At 70.2% G+C, this 24,595-nt stretch carries 19 protein-coding genes and 1 pseudogene; 19 read left to right on the plus strand and 1 reads right to left on the minus strand.

The features are described from left to right. The first annotated feature begins 115 nt into the window (after positions 1-115). The 16 genes and pseudogenes from ACZ4SF_RS10275 (at position 116) to ACZ4SF_RS10350 (ending at position 18,101) form a co-directional block, all read left to right on the plus strand. Positions 116-2,110, plus strand: a complete 1,995-nt coding sequence (locus ACZ4SF_RS10275) for an ATP-binding protein (protein ID WP_468380958.1) — start codon at positions 116-118, stop codon at positions 2,108-2,110. A gap of 14 nt (positions 2,111-2,124) precedes the next feature. Then, positions 2,125-2,907: a Pvc16 family protein gene (locus ACZ4SF_RS10280; RefSeq protein WP_468380960.1), complete on the plus strand. Its 783-nt coding sequence runs from the start codon at positions 2,125-2,127 to the stop codon at positions 2,905-2,907. Positions 2,908-3,035: 128 nt separating this feature from the next. After that, complete coding sequence (locus ACZ4SF_RS10285; RefSeq protein ID WP_468380963.1) at positions 3,036-7,061, plus strand: eCIS core domain-containing protein; 4,026 nt, start codon at positions 3,036-3,038, stop codon at positions 7,059-7,061. 51 nt (positions 7,062-7,112) lie between these two features. Further along, positions 7,113-8,696 carry a phage tail sheath family protein gene (locus ACZ4SF_RS10290; protein WP_468380965.1) on the plus strand — a complete coding sequence of 528 codons (1,584 nt, stop codon included), beginning with the start codon at positions 7,113-7,115 and terminating at the stop codon, positions 8,694-8,696. 60 nt (positions 8,697-8,756) lie between these two features. Continuing rightward, on the plus strand, positions 8,757-9,191 hold the full coding sequence (locus tag ACZ4SF_RS10295; RefSeq protein ID WP_100829481.1) for a phage tail protein: 435 nt from the start codon (positions 8,757-8,759) through the stop codon (positions 9,189-9,191). 2 nt (positions 9,192-9,193) lie between these two features. Further along, positions 9,194-9,469 (plus strand): annotated as a pseudogene (locus tag ACZ4SF_RS10300) (hypothetical protein); the annotation flags it as partial. Positions 9,470-9,525: 56 nt separating this feature from the next. Then, positions 9,526-9,711, plus strand: coding sequence for a DUF6760 family protein (locus tag ACZ4SF_RS10305; protein ID WP_468382444.1), 186 nt, complete (start codon positions 9,526-9,528; stop codon positions 9,709-9,711). 13 nt (positions 9,712-9,724) lie between these two features. After that, positions 9,725-10,171, plus strand: a complete 447-nt coding sequence (locus ACZ4SF_RS10310; protein ID WP_468380968.1) for a phage tail protein — start codon at positions 9,725-9,727, stop codon at positions 10,169-10,171. Between the two features lie 1,015 nt (positions 10,172-11,186). After that, positions 11,187-12,080: a hypothetical protein gene (locus tag ACZ4SF_RS10315; protein WP_468380970.1), complete on the plus strand. Its 894-nt coding sequence runs from the start codon at positions 11,187-11,189 to the stop codon at positions 12,078-12,080. Positions 12,081-12,092: 12 nt separating this feature from the next. Beyond that, a complete protein-coding gene (locus tag ACZ4SF_RS10320) occupies positions 12,093-12,776 on the plus strand; it encodes a CIS tube protein (RefSeq protein WP_468380971.1) in 684 nt (227 codons plus the stop codon). Next, positions 12,769-14,439 (plus strand): VgrG-related protein, encoded by a 1,671-nt coding sequence (locus ACZ4SF_RS10325; RefSeq protein ID WP_468380974.1) that lies wholly within the window; start codon positions 12,769-12,771, stop codon positions 14,437-14,439. The genes ACZ4SF_RS10320 and ACZ4SF_RS10325 overlap by 8 nt, the downstream gene beginning before the upstream one ends. Before the next feature lie 93 nt (positions 14,440-14,532). Further along, positions 14,533-14,901 carry a PAAR domain-containing protein gene (locus ACZ4SF_RS10330; RefSeq protein WP_468380977.1) on the plus strand — a complete coding sequence of 123 codons (369 nt, stop codon included), beginning with the start codon at positions 14,533-14,535 and terminating at the stop codon, positions 14,899-14,901. Next, entirely contained in the window at positions 14,898-15,296 is a 399-nt protein-coding gene (locus ACZ4SF_RS10335; RefSeq protein ID WP_468380980.1) for a GPW/gp25 family protein, read from the plus strand. Before ACZ4SF_RS10330 ends, ACZ4SF_RS10335 begins: the two co-directional genes overlap by 4 nt. Next, positions 15,293-17,236, plus strand: a complete 1,944-nt coding sequence (locus ACZ4SF_RS10340; protein WP_468380982.1) for a putative baseplate assembly protein — start codon at positions 15,293-15,295, stop codon at positions 17,234-17,236. Before ACZ4SF_RS10335 ends, ACZ4SF_RS10340 begins: the two co-directional genes overlap by 4 nt. Next, complete coding sequence (locus ACZ4SF_RS10345) at positions 17,233-17,754, plus strand: hypothetical protein (RefSeq protein ID WP_468380984.1); 522 nt, start codon at positions 17,233-17,235, stop codon at positions 17,752-17,754. The genes ACZ4SF_RS10340 and ACZ4SF_RS10345 overlap by 4 nt, the downstream gene beginning before the upstream one ends. Then, positions 17,754-18,101, plus strand: a complete 348-nt coding sequence (locus ACZ4SF_RS10350; protein ID WP_468380986.1) for a hypothetical protein — start codon at positions 17,754-17,756, stop codon at positions 18,099-18,101. Before ACZ4SF_RS10345 ends, ACZ4SF_RS10350 begins: the two co-directional genes overlap by 1 nt. Before the next feature lie 179 nt (positions 18,102-18,280). Here the strand turns inward: ACZ4SF_RS10350 and ACZ4SF_RS10355 are convergent, their stop codons facing one another. After that, entirely contained in the window at positions 18,281-18,427 is a 147-nt protein-coding gene (locus ACZ4SF_RS10355) for a hypothetical protein (protein WP_468380989.1), read from the minus strand. A 139-nt stretch (positions 18,428-18,566) separates the two neighbouring features. Here ACZ4SF_RS10355 and ACZ4SF_RS10360 point away from each other — a divergent pair, with 139 nt between their 5' ends. The 3 genes from ACZ4SF_RS10360 (at position 18,567) to ACZ4SF_RS10370 (ending at position 24,321) form a co-directional block, all read left to right on the plus strand. Then, on the plus strand, positions 18,567-18,953 hold the full coding sequence (locus tag ACZ4SF_RS10360; RefSeq protein ID WP_468380991.1) for a TOBE domain-containing protein: 387 nt from the start codon (positions 18,567-18,569) through the stop codon (positions 18,951-18,953). A 36-nt stretch (positions 18,954-18,989) separates the two neighbouring features. Next, positions 18,990-19,811 carry a molybdate ABC transporter substrate-binding protein gene (modA, locus tag ACZ4SF_RS10365; RefSeq protein ID WP_468380993.1) on the plus strand — a complete coding sequence of 274 codons (822 nt, stop codon included), beginning with the start codon at positions 18,990-18,992 and terminating at the stop codon, positions 19,809-19,811. Positions 19,812-20,082: 271 nt separating this feature from the next. Next, positions 20,083-24,321 (plus strand): molybdopterin-dependent oxidoreductase, encoded by a 4,239-nt coding sequence (locus tag ACZ4SF_RS10370; protein ID WP_468380996.1) that lies wholly within the window; start codon positions 20,083-20,085, stop codon positions 24,319-24,321. Positions 24,322-24,595 lie beyond the last annotated feature (274 nt).

The following is a 24,595-nucleotide window of genomic DNA, read 5'->3' on the forward strand; positions in this document are numbered from 1 at the left end:
ATGAGTCCGTCTTTCTCACGATAACCGTCGATGGCCGACGCTAGGATGACGGCCCCACGGCGGACGTGACGAGCTCACGTGCGACGGGGTACGGGCTGGGGACGGACTCAGGAGAGTGGTTCCGGCGGACGAGACGGACGAGGCTGAGGACGCGGCGCACGAGGCGCACAAGGCGCACGAGTCCGAGGCCGTGGCGCCCTGGAAGGTGCTGGCGGACACGCTGTTGCAGCGAGAGGCGCTGATCTGCCGGGTGGGCGAGGGTGCGGTACCACACGACTTCGCCGGGCTCTATGTCGCCCGCGAGGACCTCGACCGTGTGCTGCGTACGCTGCCCGGCCTCGACGGCCCCGACCGTTCGGCGGTGCGCGGCGTACGCGACCACCTGGCGCCCGGACTGGCCGCTGCCAGGAAGCTGTTCGCCGCGTCACTGGACGGGGACGGCGGCGACACCTTCACCGCCCTGGTACGCCGCGCCGGGCTGACGGCCCCTCAGGCGGAGTTGCTCGCCGTGGTCTGTGCGGTGGACGTGTCCCCGGCCCGGATGAAGCTGCTGTCCTATGTCCAGGACAGTGTGCAGCTGCCGAGGCTGACCCTGTCCACGGTGACGCGCATGTTCGGCTCGGCGTGCGCCGCGGCGCACGGCTCCCGGCTGCTCACGGCCGCGCTCGTCGGAGTCGGCGCCGAAGGACCGTGGGCCACCCGGATGCTCGTCCCGGCGGACCGGGTGATCTGGGCACTGGCCGGGGACGAAACACCCGATCCCGGCCTGCCGCCCGGCGCCCGGCGCCTTCCCGGTACCGCTCCCCGGTCCGCAGCGCCGGAACTGCTCCTGGTGTCGGGCCCGGACACGGCCAGCCGGCTGCGCGCGGTGACCGGTCACCGCCCGGGCCAGGGCCTGCTGATCAGTCCCGTACCGGGCAGCCCCGCCGCCTGGGAGGCGCTGGTGCGTGAGGCCACGATCGGTGAACTGGCGGTGGTGCTGGAGCTGACCGGGCCGCCGGACGGGGAGATCTGTGACCGGATCGACCGCGCGGGCCATCTGACCTGGGTGCTGAGCTCCGGTACGGAGCTGCCGCTGGACGTGCTGCCGCACCGCGCCTTCACGGAGCTGCCGGTCGACTCCGGAGCCGCCGACGCCGCCGACTGGGCGGCCGCGTTCGGCACCGGCCCGGAAGCGGGCGTACGTCTGACCCGTGACCAGCTCGGGCTGGTCGCGGCGGCGGCCGGGGGCCGGGTCGCCGAGCTGCCCGCCGGTATCCGCCGGCTGGCAGGCGGACACCTGGACCGGCTCGCGGTCCGGGTGAGTCCGCAGCGCGGCTGGGACGACCTGGTGCTGCCCTCCGACCAGACTCGCCGGCTGCGCGAGATCGTGACCCGGCACCAGCAACGCTCCCTGGTCTACCAGGAGTGGGGTTTCTCGCCACTGCCGTCGAGCGGTGTCGTCGCGCTGTTCTCCGGGCCGTCGGGGACCGGCAAGACACTGGCCGCCGAGATCATCGCGCGCGAGCTCCAGCTGGATCTGTACAAGGTCAGTCTGTCGTCGGTGGTCAGCAAGTACATCGGGGAGACCGAGAAGAACCTGGAGCGGATCTTCGGGGCGGCGGCCGCGGGCGACCTCGTGCTGTTCTTCGACGAGGCCGACGCGCTGTTCGGCAAGCGCTCCGAGGTCAGCGACTCGCGTGACCGTTACGCCAATATCGAGGTGGCGTACCTGCTGCAGCGGCTGGAGTCGTACGACGGCATCGTGGTGCTGGCGACGAACCTGCAGCGCAACATCGACGACGCCTTTCTGCGGCGCATCTCGGTCGGGGTGGACTTCGAGGCTCCCGACGAGGCCGATCGGCGCCGTATCTGGCAGCGGGCGTTCCCGGGCTCCGCCCCGGTGTCGGAACTGGATCTGGACTTCCTGGCCGGGCAGTTCCGGATCACGGGCGGCATCATCCGCAACGCCGCGCTCGGGGCGGCGTTCCGGGCCGCCGGGGACGACGGGCCGATCACCATGGAACGGGTGGTCCTCGCCCTGCGCAGGGAGTTCCAGAAGATCGGACGGCTGTGCACGGAGGCGGAGTTCGGCAGGTACTTCGATCTGGTGGACGCCGCACATGAATGAGGGGGAGGGATCCGTTGCTCGATCTGCTCGACCGGGCCCTGGAGTCGTTTCTCCGGGCCACGGTGCCGCTGGGCAAGGACATCGCGATCGCGTTCGAGGCGCCGGACCGGGAATGGGCGGCCAGGACATCCGGCAGGCCGACGATCGATCTGTATCTCTGGGACGTCCGCCGCAACCTCGGACAGCGCGAGGGCGGAATGGACATCGTCGTCGACGACGAAGGACGCAAGCACCGCCGCCGGCCGCTGCCCAGGGTCGACTGCCGGTATCTCATCACGGCTTTCACCAGTGACGTACGCGACGAACACTCGCTGCTCGGCCGGGTGATGACGGCGCTGCTGACGCACCACGAGATCGGTGCCGAGCATCTGCCCGGGGCGCTGTCACAGCTGCGGCCGCTGCCGTCGGTCGAGATCGCGGCCGGCGACGGCCAGGACAACTCGGATTTCTGGTCCGCGCTCGGCGGCCAGCTCAAGCCGGGACTCGACGTGTTGGTCACCGCCACCGTCGATGCCGCCGTACTGGCCGAAGCCGCACCCGATGTGCACCGTTACGTCATCCGCACCGCGCAGGACGGTGTCCCCGCGGAGGAACGGGAGTTGGTCGCCGGCTGTACCGACGAGCCCGAGGGCACGCTGATCACCACACCGCGCGGCACCGCCAGGGTGAGCGACAAGCAGACGTTCCTCGTGCCGGGCCATCCCGGTGACGAGGTGTCGACCGAGCGGGGGCAAGGCGTGGTCCCGGAGCGGGGACCGGTCATCTGGACCCGGGATCCGGGGGATTCCGACGACTGATCCCAAAGCCGGGAGCCGGTGCTCACGCGCCCCGTTCAACCGGTGCTCACGCGTCCCGTTCAAACGGACGAAAACGCACCTTGCATGAAGTCCTGCGAAGAGTCAGGAGACATGGTCATACTGGCCCTGTGCCGGTTGGACGCCGTTTGTCTTTAACACCTGATTGTGTCGCTGATGAGCGGTCGGCAGGTGCGCGTTCGCGCGTGAGCAGTACGCCGGTGGTGTCGATGCGGGCGGTGGGCCGACTGCTGTCCGGGGGCGCCCCGGCCGGTGCGGCCCACGTCGTGCTGCCGGCGTCGGGGAGCGGCAACGCGATGGTCGCGCGGCTGCTGGAATCCGGCGAATCCGCACCCGCCTCGAGCCCCGACGTCGCGGCGCGGATCACCGCGCTGAAGGGCGGCGGCAAGCCGCTCCCCGCCGAGTTGCGTGCGGAGGCCGAGAGCGGATTCGGACAACCGCTCGGGGACGTACGCCTGCACGACGACGCCGAGGCCGCCGAACTGGCGAGTCTGCTGGGAGCCCGCGCGTTCACCAGCGGCAGCGACATCTTCTTCAACACCGGCGAGTACAAGCCGTCCACGCCGGACGGGTACGAACTGCTGGCGCACGAGCTGACCCACACCCTCCAGCAGTCGTCGGGCCCCGTGCAGGGGCGGGCGGCGGCTCCCGGGCTGCTGGTCAGCGAGCCGCAGGACCGTGACGAGCAGGTCGCGTACGCCACCGCGCGGGTGCTGCGCAGCGCACGGGAGTCGGCGGACGCGGGGCTGAGTGCGAGTGCGGGTCCGGGTGCGGCCGTCGGGCCGGGCGCGGGCCGGGTGGTCGACCGGGCGGTCGCGCCCGGGACTTCGGCTCCTGCGGCACCCGTGGTCCAGCGGGCGGCCGAGGGACCGGTGACAGCACCGGTGACAGGGCTGGTGGAGGTCGCGCGGGAGGGCAGCGGCGACACATCACTGCTCGACGACCTCATACCGGACTTCGTCGTGGACGGCGTGAAGTCGGCGGTCTCCGCGATCCCCGGCTACACCATGCTCACCCAGGTCATCGGCAGCGACCCGATCACTCACCAGCCGGTGCAGGCCGGTCCCGAGCAACTGGTCGAGTCCGTACTGACCTTCGGGCCCTTCGGCGAGGCGACCGGGCGGCTGCTGCGCACCGTCGGCGTCGTCGACGAGGTGCTCGACGCGGTCCAGGCCCGGCTGGCCGCACACCGTCTGACTCTGAGCAGGATCGTCGCCGAGGTCGAGAAGGCCTGGGACGAGCTCTCGGTCACCGCGGGCATCCACGGCAACGTCGCGGTCGTCCGCCGCCATCTCGACGCCGTCCTCGCCGACGCACGCGCGGCGGTCTCCGAGCTCGTGGACCAGGTCATCGAGGCGGTGCGGTCGGTCATCGCCGAGGTGGCCGAACCACTGCTGCAGCGGCCCGAGGTGCGGCCGGTGTGGGACCTGGTCAAGAAGGTGCTGCACTACGACCCGTTACGTGGCACCGAGGTCAACGCGCCGACGGTGGAGATCCTCGCCGACTTCCTGAAGCTCATCGGCAAGGAACAGACGCTCGGGCAACTGCGCGAACGCGGCACTCTCCAGCAGGCCGCCGACTGGCTGGACACACAGTTCGCGACCTTCATCGGCATCAAGAACGACCTGGTGCAGCTGTTCGCCGACGCCTGGCAGGCGATCCAGCCGCAGAACCTGCCACGACTGCTGGACACCCTGCCCGGCCTGGCCGGGCGGGCCGTCGCCCTCGCCCGCCGGATCCTCGGCTTCGGCGCCACGATCATGGCCAAGGCCCTGGAACTGGTCAAGCAGGCCCTCCTCGGCCCGCTCGGCGCACACGCCCGGCTCATCCACGGCTTCCCCCTGCTCACCGTGATCATCGGCCAGGACCCGTTCACCGGCGAGGCGGTGCCGCGCAACGCGGAGAACCTGATCCGGGGCTTCATCAGCCTGCTCCCCGACGGCGACGCCACCTACAGCCGGCTCGCCGAGTCCGGGGTGATCGGCCAGGCCGCCGCCCGCATCGAGGGCGAGCTGGCACGGCTCGGCATCTCCGCCGACCTGATCGTCAACACCTTCCGCGGCATCTGGAACACCCTGACCCTGGAGGATCTGCTCGACCCCGTCGGGGCGTTCCAGCGGATCCTGCACCAGTTCGGCGAACCGCTCTCGCGGATCGTCGAGTTCGTCGGCGTCGTCCTCGAAGTCGTCGTCACGATGATCATCAAGTCGATGAACTTCCCGGCCGAGCTGGTCGGGCACATCATCGGCAACGCCATGCAGGCGATCGAGGACATCAAGAAAGACCCGGTCCAGTTCCTGCTCAACATGCTGCAGGCGCTCAAGACCGGCTTCCTGGGCTTCATCGACGGGATCGGCACGTACCTGCTGCAGGGCCTGGGCACGTGGCTGACGCGCGGCCTCGGCCAGATGGGCATCGCCGTTCCCGCCGAACTCAATGCCTCCGCCATGCTCGACGTGGCGCTCCGGGTGCTCGGGGTGAGCCCGGAGACCCTGTGGCAGAAGCTCGGCGCCCGCATCGGCGAGGAGAAGGTCCGGCAACTGCGCGCCGGCATCGACGCGTTGACCGGGGCCTGGGCCTTCGTCAAGGACGTCCAGGACAGGGGCGTCCCGGCGCTCTACGACTACGTCGCCGACAAGCTCGGCGACCTGTGGAAGACCGTGCTGGACATGGCCGTGGAGTGGGTCACCAAGCAGGTGATCGAGAAGGCCGTGACCCGGCTCGTCTCCATGCTGGACCCGACCGGCATCATGGCGGTCATCCGCAGCTGCCAGGCCTTCTTCAACGCGGTGCAGTCCGCGGTCGAGTACATCCGCGAGATCCTCCAGATCGTCGACCAGTACACGCAGACCGTCGCGCAGGTGGCGAAGGGCAACATCCAGCCGGGCGCCGAAAAGATCACCAAGGGCTTCGCAGAGGCCGTCCCGGTGGCGATCGGCTTCCTGGCCAACCAGGTGGGGCTGGGGAACGTCCCGGAACAGGTCGTGGAGATCATCAAGGGCCTGCGGAAACTGGTGGACGAGGCGCTGGAGTGGTTGTTCGACAAGGCGATGCGGCTGGGCCAGGCCGCACTCAATGCGCTGGGAGTCGGCGTTGGTGCGAGCGGACAGCGCGAGGAGATCCGAGTCGATGACATCGTGCAGAACGAGGGCTTCGACCTGGGCCCTGAGCACCACACATTGGTCGCGGGGGTCGACCCGGCCCAGCTCACTGTCCACTCGAGCCCGGTGCTCATCACCGTGTTGATCACGCAGTATGCGTCAGCGGAGCTACAGACGAAATACACGGAGTACTGCACGGCGGTCGTGGACTTCAAGACAGCGGTACAGCAGCGCGAGGCAGCGCAAGTAGGCCCGGCGCCAGTAGGGCCAGCGCAGGAAGCACTGACAGCCCAGGCAAGACAGAAGAAAAAGCAGGTCAATGAGTCACTCAAGGCCGTGATCCGCACGATCATGACCTTGAAGGGCTTCGATCCGAACCGTCCGGGAGCCAGTGCGCCGGGGATCGGCACCATAGACAGGCACGGCGACCAGCAGCTCAGGCTGACCAAATCAGTCGACGGTAAGAAGGGATCGCCGAACGCACCAGAAGTACCGCTGTGGGCGATGGAGTCCGAGCACGTCCTGCCGTTCTCAACGATCTTCAAGGTGTACGCCGCCGCCGGTTTCGACGTCAAAGAACGTGACGATCACCCCGACGAAGACAAGTACATGACCACAATCCTGATGTACGAGGGCGCCTCGGACAAGAAGACCCACGGCAGCGCGGGCGACCTGGCGGAAATCGAGAAGTTCAAACAGCGCATCGACGCCGACGCAGCCAAGCGCCGAGCCATCGAAGGGTTTTCCGGTCCAGTATCGAAGTTCGGCGGACGGCTCGATAACCAGGCCGACAACATCCTCGTGGAAATGCAGGAGGAAGTCTTCGAACAGCTCATGACCATGAGCAGGCAGGCCCTGCACCGGGCCAGAGCGGGCGTCGCCGCCGAAAACGCCCTCAACGGAGCTGCCCGTGGACAGGCGTCGCCCGAGCCGCCGACCCCATCGGGCGCGGATCTGCGCCGCGCTCTCGACCTGCAGTTGCAGGACATCGGAGTGATCACCCGCAGATTGCCGAGAAAAAGGGACGACGACTGACAGCCAGTCGCAGGATGCAACGACCAGTAGTACGAGACAGGAGTGGATTAAATGGCAGTTGGGGGGGCTCCCGGCGTCTACGTCGAGGAGCAGGTCAGCGGTTCCATGCCGTTGCAAGGTGTCGGTACCGCCGTCGCCGCGTTCGTCGGGTTCACCGAGACGTACGACCAGGAGAACGGTGACGCCACCGATCCCGAGGGTGTCAAGCCGCAGTTGGTGACCAGCTGGCCGCAGTACGAGCGGGTCTACGGCGGTTTCGCGCCGGACATCGTGCTGCCGCACGCCGTGAAGGGGTTCTTCGAGAACGGCGGCAGCAGCTGCTACATCGTCCGTATTCCGACCGGCTCCTCCGGCACCGCCCAGCGCGCGCTCCCCGCCGCCGGGCGGCCCGAGGTCGAGTCGATGGTGGTGGCGGCCCGGAAGGCCGGCGGCGTGCTGGACGTCGTCGTGGAGTCCGAACCCCCCGCCGAGGGCGAGCAGCCGCAGAGCTTCGCCCTCAAGGTCAACCGGGACGGCACGACGAAGGAGCATTTTCCCAGCCTCACCCTCGGCAAGGGAACCCAGAATGTCGTGAGGGTCGTCAACGACCAGTCCGAGCTGATCCGTGTAGAGACCCGCACCATTCCCGGCCTCACCCCCGCCGACCGCATCCCCGCCCCCGGCGTCTACGCCATCGAACCGAGCGCCCCCACCGTCATCACCGCCACCCCGGCGGATCTGGCCGGCTCGGAGACGACCCGCACCGGGTACGAGGGGCTGGCCATCGCCGAGGACGTGTCCATCGTGGCGGTCCCGGACCTGATCACGGTGTGCCGCCGGGACGACGGGACCCTCGACGAGGAGCTCTACCTCGCGGCCCAGCGCAAGCTGGTCGACTGGTGCGAGCTGAAGCGCTCCATGATGGCGATCGTCGATGCACCGCCCGGCCTCAACGCCCAGCAGGCCCTGGCCTGGCGGCAACGGCTGGGAGTGGACAGCGCGTTCGGCGCCGCCTACTACCCGCACGTCGTGGTCGCCAATCCGAAGGCCCGGCCCGGCGCGACCAACGGTGAGCGGTTCCTGACCATCCCGCCGAGCGGTCACGTGGCCGGCGTGTGGGCGCGCACCGACGGGGCGCGGGGTGTCTGGAAGGCGCCGGCCAACGAGGTCATCCGGGGCATCGCCCGCCTGGAGACCGAGGTGACCACCGGAGAGCAGGACGCCCTCAATCCCGAGCAGGTCAACTGCCTGCGCTCGTTCGGCGCGAACGGCATGCGCATCTGGGGGGCGCGGACCCTGGCGTCGCAGGACCAGAGCTGGCGCTACGTCAACGTACGGCGGCTGTTCATCTACATCGAGGAGACCATCCGCCGGGGCACCCAGTGGGTGGTCTTCGAGCCCAACGACAGCGACCTGTGGGGCCGGGTCAACCGCACCATCGGTGCGTTCCTGCACAACCTCTGGATGCGCGGCGCGCTCGTAGGCGCCACCCCGGAGCAGGCGTTCTTCGTGCTGTGCGACGAGACCAACAACCCGCAGAGCTCCATCGACGAGGGCAAGCTGATCGTCGACGTCGGCATCGCGCCGGTCAAACCCGCCGAGTACGTGATCTTCAGGATCAGCCAGTGGCAGGGCGGCGCCACCACCAGCGAATGACCGGCACGGGATCCCCGGTAGAAGAAGGCCAGTAGACACCAGTGGACAAAGGACTGCGGCATGTCTGATCTGCTCACCACGTTCACGTTCGTCCTCGAGATCGACAGCGTCGAGGTCGGCAGCTTCCGCAAGGTCTCCGGTATCGAGTCCGAGACCGAGACGATCGAGTACAAGGAAGTCAACAAGGACGGCAAGATGATCATCCGGAAGCAGCCGGGTGCGATGAAGTGGTCCGACATCACCCTGGAGCGCCGGATCGATGTCTCCCAGGTGCTGTGGAACTGGCGCAAGGAGATCATCCAGGGCGATGTCGACAAGGGCCGCCGCAACGGCGCGATCCTGGCCAAGGACTCCAAGGGCGAGACCGTGGCGCGCTGGGAGTTCGTCGCGGGATGGCCGTCGAAGTGGAGCGGCGCGGACTTCGACGCGGGTGCCAACGACATCGCCACCGAGAAGGTCGTCATCACCCACGAGGGTCTGGTCCGCGTCAAATGAGCCTGCACACCGAGTACCCGTTCATGCTGCCCAAGGGGTACGTCGACGAGGAGGGCACCCTCCACCGCACCGGCATCATGCGGCTGGCCTGCGCGCGCGACGAGATCGAGCCGCTGCGTGACCCCCGGGTCAAGGAGAACGAGTCCTACGGCACGGTCATCGTGCTCGCCCGGGTGATCACCGAGCTGGGCACGCTGCCCCGGGTGAACACCAGCGTGGTGGAGCGCATGTTCGCCAGCGATTTCGCCTATCTCCAGGACTTCTACCGCGTGATCAATTTCGGTGATCCCTCCGTGCTGGAGGAGCTGGAGCCGGGCGCCCCTTTCCCCCCGGCATCGCTGGAGGCGGGCTAGGCAGATACGCGCAGGACGAGCTCTGGCAGGAGATCACGTACCTCGCGTACCACCTGCACTGGAGCCTCGACGAACTGCTCGGACTCGAACACGGCGACCGGATCCGGTTTCTCCGGCAGGTCGCCGTGCTGAACGAACGATCCTGGGAGGGGGTCATCAATGGGTAGCGAGGACCGGACCATGGATCCGCCCTGGAGCGGCCGGTTCGTGTTCACCGTCGACGACTTGGACATCGGGACCTTCACGGAGGTCGGCGGGCTGACCGTGTCGATCGAGGTGGAGGAGTACGCCGAGGGCGGGCAGAACCAGTACACGCACAAGCTGCCGGGGCGTATGAAATGGCCCAACCTGGTGTTCAAACGCGGAATGACCAACGCGGACAACCTGTTCGCCTGGTTCGCCGCCAGCTCGGGCGAGGGGTTCGCCAAGGCGGGCAACAAGCTGACGCACCGCAATGGCGCGATCACCCTGAAGGACGCCAAGGGGCGGTCCGTCGCGACGTGGAAGTTCACTGGCGCCTACCCGGTGAAGTGGACCGGACCGCGGCTCGCCGCGACCTCCAAGGACCTCGCTGTCGAGGAGTTGGAGGTGGCTCACTGTGGATTCCGCATGGAGGGGCACCGATAGCGGCCTACCGGACCGACGAGCCTCCCTGGTCCGGCGCCCGGTACGGACCGCCCGGTGGTTCACGCTGAGGCCGGCCGGACCGGTGCCGACCGGGCAGGACGTGCCCGGTCTGCCGGTGCGCTCCCCGTGGTGGCTACGCGTCCGCCGGGTGCTCCTCCTCCGCAGGCGGCCCGGCCTCACGGCGGGCGCCGGGGCTCATACGGCCACCCGGTACGCCGTCGCGCCACGCGCGCTGCCCCGGCTCGGGGACAGCACGCGCAGGAGTCCGACAGGTCTGGGCCGGGGGCGCAGGTGGGCGCCGACGACCGCGAAGGGCCCGGCCAGGGTCGCGTTGATCAGGACCGGAGGATCGGGTCCGGGGCCCGTGGTCGGCGGGGTCAGCGATGTGGCGTATCTGCGGGTACTGGGCGGGGGTGCGGTCTCGCCCGCCCACGGCGGCTTCCACCCGGAGATCGTGCCGACACCGCCGTCACGTGGCCCGATCTCACCCTCCTCAGTACCAGGACCACCGCAGAGCAGGCCGCCTGCCATCGCCTCGGCCGGTCCCGTGGCAGTGGCGCGGCATCCCCTGACCGAGCGTCAGCAAGGCATGACGGGTTTGCGGCCGGACAGAGCCGGGCCGCCTGCCACCGTGCCACGCGTGCAGCCGCTGTCGCGGGCTGCACGCTCCGGGGACCGCGGCTCCGCCGCACGATGGGCCCCACCGGTGCCCGCCGCACGATGGGGCCCGTCGATGTCCACGGTGTCCACGGGGCCCGCGGCGGCCGAGCGACGGATGACCGGGCGCGGGTCCGCGTCCGGCACGGGCCACGCCGCGCCGGGTACGGACCACGCCGCGTCGGGTGCGGGAGGGTGGCCGGGACGAGCGGCCCCGGCCACGCTCCTGGGACTCGGATCGCAGTCTGTGCCGGTACGGTTCTCGGGCCCAGCCCGAGGTCCGGCCCGGGGGGCGTCCCCTGGGCCTTCGACGATCCACCCATCAGCGATCCACCCATCGGCCGTGCACCCGTTGCCGATGCACCCGCACACACGCTCGTACGCCTCCCGGCATGCGGCGGAGCCGATGACCGGCCCGGCCTCGGCGGCGTCCTCCGCGTCCTCCTCGTCCTCCCCGGGCGCCGCCCGGCCGTCCGCGGCCGGCATCCCGGAAGCACGCTGGAAGGCGGCAGTGGCCCGCTCACCACTGGAGTCCCCGCGGGCCTTCCCCGGCAGGCTGCTTCCACTGGTCCAGGCGGTCACCGGCGCGACCACCGCCACCTACACCACCGGCCCGGCGACACGGCTGGCCCTGGCGGCGGCCGGGGCGCACGGTGCGACCACACGGACGACCGTGCACCTGCCCGCCGAGCCCGGCCGGACCGATCCCGCCCTGCTCGCCCATGAGCTGAGCCACGCGCGGAGCGCTCTGGTCAGGCCCAGGTTCTCGTTGCGGGCCCCCGTCGGCGCCGCCGACGCGGACGAACGCACCGCGCAGGCGGCGGGGTTCGCTGTGCGGCGTGCCGTCGACGACGGGCTCGGGGGCCTGGCCGGCACGTTGCCGGTCGGCGGGGCCTCCGCGGGCGCGACGGCGCTGGTGGACGCGGCGACCCGGGTGGCGCGGGACGCGGTGCGCGAGGAGGTGGAGCGGGTGCTGTCCGTGGCGGACCGGGCGGGGACGGGGGCGGCCGCGGGGATGCCGGCCCTCGGTGGCGCCGACGGGTATGCGGGCGGTGTGCCCGACGGCCGCACGGCGCCTCAGGGCGCGCCCACGGCCGCGGTCACCACGGGACCAGGCGTTGCACCCGGCACGGCGGGCGGCTCCGCCGGCCCCGCCGGACAGCCGTCGCTGGAGGAGATCGTGCGGGCGGTCGAGGAACGGGTGCTGCTTCAGCTCGAACGGCGCGGCGGCCGGTACGCGGGAACATTCTGAGGGGGCAGGTCCATGAGTGAGATGAACGAGCAGCCGTCCAAGGCCTATCTCGAGGTCGAGGGCAGCGGTGAGAAGATCGAGTGTCTGTTCAACCCGGCGGAGCTGACGATCAGCAAGTCCAACTCCTGGCAGGCGGGCGACGCCAAAGGCGTCAACGCGCCGGCACTGCGGTTCCAGGCCGGTCAGTCCGCGACACTGGCGCTCACCTTGATGTTCGACACCACCCGGGACGGAAAGGACGTCACGTTCCACACCTCCAGGCTGCTCGATCTGCTAAAGGTCGACGAGGACCTGCCCGCCTCCGACCGCAGCCGGGGATCCGGACGGCCGCCGTGGGTGAAGTTCCACTGGGGTGACCTGCACTCCTTCAAAGCGGTCGTGGACCGGCTCCAGGTGCGGTTCACATACTTCGCCAGCACCGGGAAGCCCTTGCGGGCGAAGGCGGACCTGACCCTCAAACAGTGGCAGGACGAGGGCATTCAGCCGTTGCAGAACCCCACTTCCTCCACGCCGACGCTGCACTCCGTCCATGTCGTACGCCCGGGTGAGACCCTGGACCGGATCGCCGCCGCGCGCTACCGCGACCCCACGCGGTGGCGGCTGATCGCGGAGGCCAATGACATCCTCGACCCGCTGGCCCTGACCGCGGGTACTCCCCTGATCATCCCCGAGCAGCCGGTGCGCCGCCGTGCCTGAGCCGCGGAGCCTCGACAGTGTCGTGATCACGGTGGACGGCGCGCCGCTCACGGCGGCGTTGTATCCGAGGATCACCCAGGTGCGGGTGGAGGAGTCGGTGCATCTGCCGGACGCCTTCACCATCCGTTTCGAGGACGCCCACTTCGAGCTGTTCGACGAGGACCGCTTCCGGCTGGGCACCCGTATCGAGATCGCCTTCCGCGCCGACGGCGATCCGGTCGTGGTGACGGCGGGCGAGGTGACCGCGGTATCGGTGACGCCCGGAGTCTCCGGCCGCCATGAACTGGTGCTCAACGGGCTCGATCTGACTCACCGGCTGGCCCGGGGGCCGAAGACGAGGAGCTTTCTGCGGATGTCGGAGGCGGACATCGCCATCCGTATCGCCGGTGAGTACGGGCTGGACACCGACGTGGACTCCACGAACGACACCAGGGAATACGTGCTGCAGGCCGCCGAGACCGACTACGCGTTTCTGCGCGGGCTGGCCGATCGAATCGGTTTCGACCTGTGGGTGAGCGACCGGAAGCTGCACTTCAAGCGGCGTCCGTCCAGCAGGACTTCGCCTCCGGCCCTGCGCTGGGGCGAGAACCTGCTGGATTTCACCGTGCGCTGTGCCTCGGCGGAACACTGCGACGAGGTGATCGTCACCGCCTGGGACCCCGTCGACAAGCGCACCATCACCGGTCGTGCCACCGAGCCCGACCACGGCACCGACGCCCCCGTCGCCACCGGCATGGCCGAGGCGGCGCGCCGGGCCTTCGGGCGGGTGTCCCGGCGCGCCGGTCATGTCCCGGCGTCGAGCCAGGCGGAGGCCGACGCCTTCGCGCGTTCGCTGCTGCTGCGCGCCTCCGGTGCGGAGGTGGTGCTGCGGGGCGAGGCAGCCGGCAATCCGCTGATCGCCGCCGGAGCGGACATCACTCTGGAACGGGTGGGCAACCGGCTGGCCGGCACGTACCGGGTGACCAGCGTCGAACACGACTACGGCAGCGGCCGCCCGTACACCAGCCGGTTCGTCTGCGGCGCCAAGGACGCCGGTGAACTGGCCGATCTCCTCGGCGGGAGGGGCCCGGGGGCTGCCGGGCAGCCCGGCGGCGGGCAGCCCGGCGGCGCGGGTCTGATCGTCGGAATCGTCACCGGCAACGACGACCTGGAGCAACTGGGGCGGGTGCGGGTGAAGTTTCCGACGCTGTCCGCGGAGGACGAGAGCGCCTGGGCCCGGGTGGCCGCTCCCGGGGCGGGCCCTGAGCGCGGAGTGCAATGGCTGCCAGAGGTCGGCGACGAGGTGCTGGTCGGCTTCGAATTCGGCGACCGGACACGCCCGTTCGTCCTGGGCGGCCTGTGGAACCGCGGGGAGACCCCGCCCGAGCCCGCTCCCACCCGGGGCGGGCAGGTGACCCAGCGGCTGCTGGCCAGCCGCAAGGACCACCGTCTGGTGTTCACCGACGACCCGGCAAGCGCGATCGAGCTGTCGCTGGGCGACGCCGACTGCGCGCTGACGCTGGAGAAGTCGGAGTCCTCGCTCGCCGCGGAGCAGAAACTGACCGTCAGCGCGCAGCAGATCGAGATCTCGGCGACACGGAAGCTGGTGCTCAGCGCGCCGCAGATCGAGATTTCCGCACAGTCCGAGCTCAAGGCCAGCGGTAGACCGATCCGGCTCAACTAGGTCCCGTCCGGCCGGATCCGGCCGGACCGGAATCCGCCACAGACGAGAAAGGCGCGCCGCATGCCACAGCCTGCCGCCCGGCAGGGTGACCCGGTGACCGGGACCGATATGCACCTGGTGTGGGTGCCGACGCCCGGTGGGGCACCGGCCCAGGTGCCCCAGCCGCTGCGGTTCAGCGGAACACTGGTGTCGAATCTGTCCACCGACGTCCTCATCAACGACAAACCGGCGGCCACCGTGGGCAGCGTCGCCCGGAACCAGGCTCCGCATCTGCCGATCCCGCCGGGCACCAGCCTCGTGGTCCCGCCCACCGACCAGGGGCAGGTGCAGATGGGCGCCCCCACGGTGCTCGTCAACGGCAAACCGCTGGCCCGGGTCGGCGACCAGGTGCTGAGCTGCTTCGACCTGCCGGGTCCGCCGTCCCTGATCACCGCCGGCTCGCCGAATGTGGTGGTCGCGTGACCGACCTCATCGGCTCAGGCTGGTCGTTCCCGGCGGCGCTGACCCCGGCCGGCACGGTGCGGCTGGTCGGTGGGGGTGAGGAGATCGACGCGGCCGTGCGGATGATCCTGGCCACTGCACCCGGGGAACGGGTGATGCGGCCCGATTTCGGGTGTGCGATGTGGGAGCAGGTCTTCGCCCCGATGAACTCCGCCACGCTCGGCCTGATCGAGCAGTGCGTCCGGGAGGCGCTGGCCCGGTGGGAGCCGCGCATCGTCCTGGAGGACGTGTCCGCCATGAGCGACGGCGACTCCATGGTCCGGATCGAGGTCGCGTACCGCGTGCGGGCCACCAACGACCACCGCAATCTCGTGTACCCCTTCTATGTGATTCCCGGTGAGGAGCAAGCTCCGTGACCCTGCCCGCGCCCCATCTCGACGACCGGCGCTTCCAGGACATCGTCGACGAGGCGAAGCGGCGGATCGCCCTGCGCTGCCCCGACTGGACCGCCCACAACGTGTCGGACCCGGGCGTGGCTCTGATCGAGTTGTTCGCCTGGATGACCGAGATGATCCTGTATCGCCTCAACCAGGTGCCCGACCGGCTCTATCTGAAGTTCCTGGAGCTGGTGGGCGTCTCCCTCTACTCGGCCGCTCCCGCCCGCACCGATCTGCTCTTCGAACTGACCGGCCCGGCGAAGGACACGATCGTGGTGCGCAAGGGCACCCGCGTCGGCACCGAACGGGACCAGACCGGGGACCAGGTCGTCTTCATGACCGAGGCCGATCTGGGGATCGTCCCGCCGGAGCTCGTGGCCTGCCGGACCAGGGGCGGCGGCAGCGACGAGGACCGCACGTCCGCGCTGGGCAGCGGGGCGGAGATCGCGGTGTTCCCGGCGGTGACCGAGGGCGACGCCCTGTATCTGGGCTTCCGGCAGGGCCTGGCCGGCAATCTGGTGAGGCTCGACGTCACGGTGGCCGACGCCCACGGCGCGGGCATCGACCCGGACCGTCCGCCCCGGGTGTGGCAGACCTGGGACGGCAAGGCGTGGCGGGACACACGGGTGCTGACCGACACCAGCGGCGGCTTCAACAGCACGGGCCAGGTGAGCCTGTTGCTGCCTGAGGCGCACGAGCAGCTCGCGGTCGGTGGCGTGACGGCGTACTGGCTGCGATGTGTGCTGAGACGGGACGACGGGCAGCCGGCCTACCACGCCTCCCCGCTGTTGCAGTCGCTGACCGTGAGCAGTCATGGCGGCGTGGTGAAGGCCCATCACGCCGAGACCGCGCCCGCGGAACTTCTCGGCATCAGCACCGGCCGTCCGGGCCAGCACTTCGTCGTCCGCCGGGCTCCGGTGCTGCCGCGCACGCCCGACGAGACGGTGCAGGTGATCGCCGGCCGGTCCGACGGGGCGGCGCAGATCTGGTACGAGGTCAGGGACTTCACCGGCGCCGGCGAGGAGGACCGGGTCTTCACCTGGTCCGGGGCGACCGGCGAGATCCGGTTCGGCCCGCGGGTCACGGCCAAGAACGGCGAGACACGCCAGTACGGCGCCGTCCCTCCCGAGAACGCGCAGATCACGGTCACCGGCTATCGCTACGGCGGCGGCAGCCGCGGCAATGTCGGCGTCGGCAAGCTCACCGTCCTGCTGACCTCGGTCCCGCAGGTCGGATCCGTGCGCAACGTCGATCCGGCGACCGGCGGCGTCGACGCGGAGACCGTGGAGAACGCGAAGCTCCGCGGGCCCCTGGAGCTTCGGGGCGGTCAACGGGCCGTGACCGCGGATGATTTCGAGCGGCTGACCCTGGAGGGCGCGCCGGGGGTGGCGCGCGCCCGCTGTCTGCCTCCGGAGAGGGCAGGTGAGCCGGTGCGGCTGCTCGTCGTGCCCAAGGTCTTCGACTCTCCGCGCTCTCTGAACATCGATCAGCTGGAGCCCGGGCCGGACGTCTGCGAGGACATCAAGCGCCATCTGGACGGCCGGCGGCTGCTGACCACCCAGGTCCGTATCAAGGCGCCGTTCTACCAGGGCATCTCGGTCAAGGCCGTGGTACGGGCCGCGGCCACGGTACAGCCGGACTGGCTCCGGTCGGCGGCGGAGGAGGAGCTGTACCGGTTCATCAACCCGGTCAGCGGCGGCCCGGACGGCAGCGGCTGGCCGTTCGGCCAAGGGCTGTCCATCGGCGACGTCTACGCGGTTCTCAGGGCGGTGCAGGGGGTCAGGAGCGTGGGGTCGGTGGAGATGCTCAAGACCGATCTGTGGGGTGAGCGGGCACCGGTGAACGCCGGGCAGGAGGCCCAGCTCCCTCCGGGCGCGCTGTTCATGTCCGACCGGCATGAGGTGGAGGTGAGCCAGTGAGCGGCTGGCTGCTGGCCCAGCTCCCGCAGGCGATGGTCCGCGACCAGGTGCTCGCGGGATTCGTGCTGGGGTGCGAGGAGACCGTGGACTCGGTCGTGCAGCACCTCGACGACCTGGAGTACAAACTGGACATCGAGCTGGCGTCGCCGGAGATGATCGCCTACCTGGCCGGCTGGCTGGGCATCGAGCTGCAGGCCCTGAGCGTGGCGGCCGACAGCGAGGAGGGTCGCGTCGGCCAGCGGCGGCTGATCCGCGCGGTCGGCGAGAGCCTGGGCCGGCGGGGCACGGCCATCGGGCTCGAGACGCTGCTCGCCGCGCTGACCGGGGGCCGGGCCGAGGTGTCGGACTCGGGTGGGATCTTCGGTCCCGACGACCCCGTCCCCGCACCGGACTCCACGGTACGGATCAGGCTCGACCACGTCGGCCGGCTGTCGGAACGGCAGATCCGGGCCGTCATCGAGAACGAGCTGCCGATCGGCGTCGGCTACAGCCTGTCCATTCGCGACGGAGGCACGTGATGAGCGACCCGTACGACGGAGCGTTGCGCCGTCCTCGTGGCGGCCCGGGTGGCGGAGAGTCCGACGGCCCCGGCACCGGAAGAGCGCAGCCGGTCCCGAAGAGGCAGGTGCCCGGTCCGCGTTGTCCGGCCTGCCACCATGGCAACCCCACCACCCGGGTGCGCTGCGAGATCTGCGGCCACGAGCTCTGGCGCGGCGGCGCCAGTACGCTGGCCCCGGCTCCGGCTCCGCCGCCCCTGCCACCGGAACCGGAGCCCCGCGGTGGGTCGGGACGCCTCCTGGCCCTGGTCCTGGCACCGGTCGTGGTGATGGCCGCCCTGATCGCGCTGCTCCGTCTCCTCGGCTGACCGACGGCCCGGGAGGGCCGTGCGGACGACACCGCGGGCGGGAGCCGGCTGCGGGTCGAAGGGTGCGAGGCGGCGCACGACGGCGAGGCCGACGCGTCCGGCAGCAACTGAGCCGTGCGCCCGGGCACACCCCGAGCACCGGCACCTCGGCCTCCGGCGCCGCCCGTGGCAGCGCCGGCTCACCAGAACGCGACCTCGGCCCGGTGCTGGGGCCGGGCGAGAAGGTCGGGCAGCCTCAGCCGGGCCGGACGGGCGGGGTCGCCGGTGGGGACGAGTTCCGCCACCTGTCCGGCGGCCGTACCGGCGGCTGCGAGGGACTGACTCACGGGCCACCACCTCCCCGGACGACCGTACCCGTACGCCCGTCATGTACAAACGCATATGCCATGCCAGTGGATGAATGGTTCGGCTCATGCGAAGCGACAAGAGACTTTCCCCTTGCATCTGCGGCAGTATTCTCGGCGTATGCACACCTACCGGATCGGGGACGCGGCCGTCTTACTCGGCGTCAGCGCCGACACCGTGAGGCGCCTGGTCGACGGCGGAAAACCGACCGCCGAACGCGACGGGCTGGGCCGCCGGATCATCCCGGGGCCGGCCCTCGCGGCCTACGCCCGGCAGCTGCACCGGGCGGAACGGGAGTCCACCGGCTCCTCGGCCCGCAACCGGTTCACCGGCATCGTCACCGACGTGATCCTCGGGGACGTGTCGGCGCAGGTGGAGATCCAGGCCGGCCCGTTCCGGGTGGTGGCGACGGTCAGCCGCGAGTCGGCTGAGGAGTTGGAGCTGGAGCCCGGTGTTCCGGCGATTGCCGTGATCAAGTCGACCCATGTGGTCGTCGAGAGACCGTAGATGAGTCCGTTGAGGACCAGAGGGAGTGGACCCCTGATGACCCGTTCCGCGTGCCGGACCCGCCGGATGCTTCAAGCGACCGGCGCAGGTGCCGCCGCCCTGCTGGCCCTGAGCGCCTGCTCCTCGTCCGACAGCTCCTCGCCGGAGAGGTCCGGCTCCTCGGCGTCCTCGTCGCCGAAGCTGTCCGGCACGGTGACGGTCTTCGCTGCCGCCTCGCTCAAGGAGAGCTTCACGACCCTGGGCAAGGAGTTCGAGCAGGCCCACCCGGGTACCAAGGTCACCTTCAACTTCGGCGGCAGCGACACCCTCGCCGCAAGCATCACCGGCGGCGCCCCGGCGGACGTCTTCGCCGCCGCCAGCCCCAAGACGATGAAGATCGTGACGGACGAGCAGGACGTGGTGGGCACCCCGGCCACCTTCGTCCGCAACCAGCTGGAGATCGCCGCCCTGCCGGGGAACCCCGACAAGGTGTCCTCCTTGAAGGACCTCACCAAGCCCGGTCTGAAGGTCGTCCTGTGCGACAAGACGGTGCCCTGCGGTGCCGCCGCGCAGAAGGCCCTGGACGCCAGCGGTCTCGAGCTCACTCCCGTCTCCTACGAGGAGGACGTCAAGTCCGCCCTGAACAAGGTGGTGCTGAAGGAGGCCGACGCAGCGGTCGTCTACAAGACCGATGTGAAGGCGGCGGGTGACAAGGTGGAGGGCGTGGAGTTCCCCGAGGCCGCCAAGGCCATCAACGATTACCCGATCGCCCTGCTCAAGGATGCGGGCAACGCCGAGACCGCCAAGGCGTTCATCGCCCTCGTACAGTCCGCCGAGGGTCAGAAGGTCCTGAGCCAGGCCGGCTTCCTCAAGCCGTGACCTCGTTCCGCAGGACCGGCGCCGCGGCCGGCCACCGCACGGGTGGGCCGCGGCGCTGCCGCGTTCGCGGCGGCGCGTCCCCCGCTCGAACGCCGGCCCGCTCACCTCACACGACCCCGCTGCGGCGTGTGCGAGGGGCGTAACCCTCAACGCGCCTGACGTGTGACGGGCCGGAAATTCGATCTTCCTACGGTGCTGGTCATGGGGCTGCCCTCCACAGGCGGGACAGCCCCCGCCCGGGAAGGCACACACACCGCGGGGTGGAGTTGCAGTGGCATCTGGCTCGAGGGACGGCAGTGTCCGTACGGTCTGCTCGTACTGCGGGGTCGGCTGCGGGATCGTGCTGGAGCTGAAGCGGGAACCCGCCGACGGCCGCCGACGTGCCGCGAAGGCGTCCGGGGACAAGGCGCACCCCACCAACTTCGGGCGCCTGTGCACGAAGGGGGCGACCAGCGCGGACATGATGGCCGCCCCCGGACGGCTGGGGAAGGCTCTGGTGCGTCCCGAGCGGGGCGCCGAGGCGGTCGAGACGGATGTCGACGAGGTCGTGGCATCGCTCGCAGGGCGACTGCGAGCGATCCTGGACGAGCACGGGCCGGACGCCCTGTCCTTCTACGTGTCCGGACAGATGTCCCTGGAGGCCCAGTACCTGGCGAACAAGCTGGCGAAGGGCTTCGTGCGCACCAACCGGATCGAGTCGAACTCCCGGCTGTGCATGGCGTCCGCCGGGTCCGGTTACAAGCTGTCGCTGGGCGCGGACGGCCCGCCCGGCTCCTATGAGGACTTCGACCGTGCGGACGTGTTCTTCGTCATCGGCGCCAACATGGCCGACTGCCACCCGATCCTCTTCCTGCGCATGATGGACCGCGTGAAGTCGGCGGGCGCCAAGCTGATCGTGGTCGACCCGCGCCGCAACGCCACCGCCGACAAGGCCGGCCTCTTCCTGCAGATCAAGCCCGGCACGGACCTCGCCCTGCTGAACGGTCTGCTGCACCTGCTGGTCGCGAACGGCCACACCGACGAGGAGTTCATCGCTCGGTCCACCGACGGCTGGGAGGAGATGCCCGCCTTCCTCGCGGACTACCCGCCCGAGAAGGTCGCGGAGATCACCGGCATTCCCGAGGGCGACATCCGGAAGGCCGCGCAGTGGATCGGCGAGGCCGGCGAGTGGATGAGCTGCTGGACCATGGGCCTGAACCAGTCCACGCACGGCACCTGGAACACCAACGCCCTGGTCAACCTGCACCTCGCCACCGGCGCCATCTGCCGCCCGGGCTCCGGCCCGTTCTCGCTGACGGGCCAGCCCAATGCGATGGGTGGCCGCGAGATGGGCTACATGGGCCCCGGTCTGCCCGGTCAGCGCTCCGTCCTGGTCGACGCCGAACGCGCCTTCGTCGAGAACCTGTGGAACATCCCCGAAGGCTCCCTGCGCACCGACGTCGGGCGCGGCACGGTCGAGATGTTCGAGCAGATGGCCGCCGGGGACATCAAGGCGTGCTGGATCATCTGTACCAATCCCGTCGCCTCGGTCGCCAACCGCAAGACGGTCATCGCCGGTCTGGAGGCCGCGGAACTCGTCATCACGCAGGACGTGTTCGCCGAGACCGAGACCAACGCCTACGCCGATGTGGTCCTGCCCGCGACGCTGTGGGCGGAGTCCGACGGCATCATGATCAACTCTGAGCGCAATCTCACGCTGGTACAAGGGGTCGTCGACCCGCCCGGACAGGCGCTGCCCGACTGGCAGCTGATCGCCCGGGTGGCCTGCGCGATGGGCTTCGCCGACGGCTTCACCTACGGCTCCGCCGAGGAGGTCTTCGAAGAGCTGAAGCAGGCATGGAATCCCAGGACGGGGTGGGACCTGCGCGGGGTGACCTACGACCGGCTGCGCACCACCCCCGTCCAGTGGCCGGCAGCCACCGCCGACGGCCCGGACCGCAACCCCATTCGCTACCTCAACGACGGTGTCAGCCAGACCCTGCTGGAACACGAGGACGGCACCCGCCCCCGCTTGGCCTTCCCCACCGCGAGCGGACGCGCCCAGTTCTTCGCACGCCCGCACCTGCCTGCGTCCGAACTCCCCGACGACGACTACCCGTTCGCCCTCAACACCGGCCGCCTCCAGCACCAGTGGCACACCATGACCAAGACGGGCAAGGTCGCCAAGCTCACCAAACTCGACCCCGGTCCGTTCGTGGAGGTCCACCCCGAGGACGCCAGGGCTCTGGGCGTCGTCGAGGGCGACCATCTGGAGGTCGCCTCCCGCCGCGGACGTGCCGTACTGCCCGCTGTGGTCACCGACCGCGTCCGGCCCGGCACCTGCTTCGCCCCCTTCCACTGGAACGACCTGTTCGGCGAATACCTCAGCATCAACGCCGTCACCAACGACGCCATCGACCCGATCTCCTTCCAGCCCGCGTTCAAAATCTGTGCCGTCGCCCTCGCCAAGACTGCCGCCCCTGTCCCAGCGGCCCGTCCGAGCACCCAGCCGGAGGTCACACCGGTGGCCCCCGCACCCGTGCCCGTACCGGCCTCCGCAGCGACCGCCCCGGCGGACTCCCCCGTCCACGCCCTCGCCACGCTGTTCGGCATCACCGACCTCGCCCCCGCGGCCCTGGCCGAGCCGGAGCGCCAGTACCTCTCCGGCTACCTCTCCGGCCTCGTGGCCGCCCCTCCCGACGGGCGCGTCCCCGTCCTGCCGCCGGGCGCTCCCTTCGACCCGGGCCACGCCCTGTGGGTCGACGGCGTCCTCGCCGGGATGTTCTCCCGCACCGCCACCGCCACCGACGCGCCCGCTCCGGTACTCGCGCAGACCGGCGCACCGGCCCCCGAAGCCGTCGTACCGGCCCGCCGTCTGGTCATCCTGTGGGCCTCGCAGACCGGCAATGCCGAGGAGTTCGCGGCGGGCGCCGCCACACACCTCACCCAGGCGGGCCGTACCCCCGAACTGCTGCCCATGGCCGAGGCGACACCGGCCCAGCTCACCACCGACACCGACGTCCTTCTCGTCACGAGCACCTTCGGCGACGGCGACGCCCCCGACAACGGCGCCGACTTCTGGCAGTCCCTGTCCGCTCCCGACACCCCGCGCCTGGAGGGCGTCCGGTACGCGGTCCTCGCCCTCGGCGACTCCGCCTACGACGACTTCTGCGGCCATGGCCGCCGGCTCGACGAACGCCTCGACGCCCTCGGCGCCACCCGCCTCGTCCCCCGCGCCGACTGCGAACCCGAATTCGAGGAAACCGCCGAGCAGTGGCTCGGCGAGGTGACCGCCGCCCTGGAACCGGCCGGCGGCCGCCGGCCGGTTCCAGCCGGCGCTACCGCGCCCGACCCCTCCGGCACCGCCACACCGGTCGTCGGCACCCCGGCGTCCGCTCCTGCACCGGCCGGTCACACCAAGGCGTCACCGTTCGCCACCCTGCTCATCGGCAACAGGCTGCTGAGTCTGCCCGGTTCCGAGAAGGAGGTACGGCAGTTCGCCTTCGACACCCGGGACGGCGAACTCGCCTACGACGTCGGTGACGCCCTCGGCGTCTGGCCGGTCAACGGCGCCGGACTCGTCGCCGAGTGGCTCGCCCTCACCGGCCTCGGCCCCGACGAACCCGTCGACCTCGGCGACGGCGCACCCCTCTGCCTCGAAGAGGCACTGCGCACCCGCCTCGACATCTCCCGCGTCACCACGGACCTGCTCAGGTTCGTGACGGACCGCACCGGAAACAACGACCTGAAGCGCCTGCTGCGCCAGGACAACAGGGACGCGCTCGCACGGTGGAGCTGGGGCCGCCAGGCAGCGGACGTCGTCGCCGAGTTCCCCGTCCGCGCCTCCGCCACGGACTGGGCCGGCGTGCTCAGACGACTGCAGCCCCGTCTGTACTCCATATCCTCCAGCCCGCTCGCGCACCCGAGCGAGGTCCGCCTGACGGTCTCCGTCGTCCGCTACAGCAACGATTTCGGCCGCGACCGCAAGGGCGTGTGCTCGACCTACCTCGCCGACTGCGCCGACGACGGCCCCGTGCAGGTCTTCGTCCAGCGCTCACCGCACTTCCGCCCGCCCTCCGACCCCACCACTCCCATGATCATGGTCGGTCCCGGGACCGGCGTGGCCCCCTTCGTCGGCTTCCTCGAAGACCGGCAGGCCCGCGGTCACACCGGCCCCAACTGGCTCTTCTTCGGCGAACAGCGCCAAGCCACCGACTTCTACCACCGCGAGGATCTGGAGGCGTACCAGGCGTCCGGCCACCTCGACCGCCTCGACCTCGCCTTCTCCCGCGACCAGCGCAACAAGATCTACGTCCAGGACCGGATGCGCGAACACGGTCCCCGACTCTGGCAGTGGCTCCAGGACGGCGCCCACTTCTACGTCTGCGGCGACGCGGGCCGCATGGCCAAAGACGTCGACCAGGCACTCAAGGACATCATCGCCACCCACGGGAACATGGCGACCGACGAAGCCACCGCCTACGTCAGACGCCTGTCCGCGGACAAACGCTACGTCCGCGACGTCTACTGACAGCGGCATCTGCCGGTGTGGCGTTCCCTACATTTCCTATCGGTTTACTAGGGAAGCGTTGACGTTCCCTCAGAGTGGTGCGCAGGATGAGGCACATGTCCCCCGCGCAGCAACGACTCGTTCGTCGTCGGCATGTCGACTTTGGTCACGTCGTCAGCGCCGCCTGCTGTCGCGCGTAAGGCACACGGCTGACACGTAGCAGCGTGCCGCTCCGCTCCTTCTCTCCCATCCCGGGCGATCAGGCGAGCCACTTCCGCTGCCCCTGATGTCCCGA

It is taken from the genome of Streptomyces sp. NPDC027663 (genome assembly GCF_055566415.1).

Excerpts from the sequence above, each read along its gene's own strand:
- ACZ4SF_RS10290 (WP_468380965.1), top strand. The coding sequence starts at position 7,113 with ATGGCAGTTGGGGGGGCTCCCGGCGTCTACGTCGAGGAGCAGGTCAGC.
- ACZ4SF_RS10295 (WP_100829481.1), top strand. The coding sequence starts at position 8,757 with ATGTCTGATCTGCTCACCACGTTCACGTTCGTCCTCGAGATCGACAGC.
- ACZ4SF_RS10310 (WP_468380968.1), top strand. The coding sequence starts at position 9,725 with ATGGATCCGCCCTGGAGCGGCCGGTTCGTGTTCACCGTCGACGACTTG.
- ACZ4SF_RS10315 (WP_468380970.1), top strand. The coding sequence starts at position 11,187 with ATGCACCCGCACACACGCTCGTACGCCTCCCGGCATGCGGCGGAGCCG.
- ACZ4SF_RS10320 (WP_468380971.1), top strand. The coding sequence starts at position 12,093 with ATGAGTGAGATGAACGAGCAGCCGTCCAAGGCCTATCTCGAGGTCGAG.
- ACZ4SF_RS10350 (WP_468380986.1), top strand. The coding sequence starts at position 17,754 with ATGAGCGACCCGTACGACGGAGCGTTGCGCCGTCCTCGTGGCGGCCCG.
- ACZ4SF_RS10360 (WP_468380991.1), top strand. The coding sequence starts at position 18,567 with ATGCACACCTACCGGATCGGGGACGCGGCCGTCTTACTCGGCGTCAGC.
- modA (WP_468380993.1), top strand. The coding sequence starts at position 18,990 with ATGACCCGTTCCGCGTGCCGGACCCGCCGGATGCTTCAAGCGACCGGC.